We start from the raw sequence: 503 nt of genomic DNA on the forward strand, positions 1-503 counted from the left end.
TCCCTCGGCAGAGAGCCTCATCCCTCGCAAAGCGGACCCTTGGTCACACTTCACAAAACCATTTTCACGATGTCCAAGAACCGGCAGCCCTTGCTGCCTACAGTCACAGGTAAACCTGCAACCGATCGATTGCCTACTCATGGATCTCAAATCACTGCCAACAAGCTCAACATCAAATGACGGAACTTGGTGGAGGCGGACGGGATCGAACCGACGACCTCATGCTTGCAAAGCACGCGCTCTCCCAACTGAGCTACGCCCCCAATTAGGCTGGTGATCCCAACAGACAAAGCCCAGTCTTCCGACCAGGCTTGCTGTCGATCCATGAGAAGGGATGCGGAGACGGCGTATCCGTCAGCCAAAGCCATGTTGGAAAACCCAACAGGTCGGCGGAACGAAAGGCTCTTCCTTAGAAAGGAGGTGATCCAGCCGCAGGTTCCCCTACGGCTACCTTGTTACGACTTCACCCCAGTCGCTGACCGTACCGTGGTCGGCTGCCTCCT

1 protein-coding gene, 1 tRNA gene and 1 rRNA gene are annotated in these 503 nt (G+C 56.1%); 1 reads left to right on the forward strand and 2 read right to left on the reverse strand.

Going from position 1 to position 503, the window contains the following annotated elements; all coding sequences use genetic code 11:
• Window positions 1–180: hypothetical protein (locus tag GE253_RS26135; protein ID WP_211101605.1), on the forward strand; the 180-nt coding region annotated here is incomplete at its 5' end.
• 7 nt (window positions 181–187) lie between these two features.
• Here the strand turns inward: GE253_RS26135 and GE253_RS25725 are convergent.
• Both GE253_RS25725 and GE253_RS25730 read right to left on the reverse strand, forming a co-directional pair.
• Window positions 188–263 (reverse strand) — tRNA-Ala (locus tag GE253_RS25725).
• Window positions 264–413: 150 nt separating this feature from the next.
• A 16S ribosomal RNA gene (locus GE253_RS25730) occupies window positions 414–503 on the reverse strand; the annotation flags it as partial.

The sequence above is a fragment of the Niveispirillum sp. SYP-B3756 genome, assembly GCF_009495745.1.
GTDB lineage: Bacteria > Pseudomonadota > Alphaproteobacteria > Azospirillales > Azospirillaceae > Niveispirillum.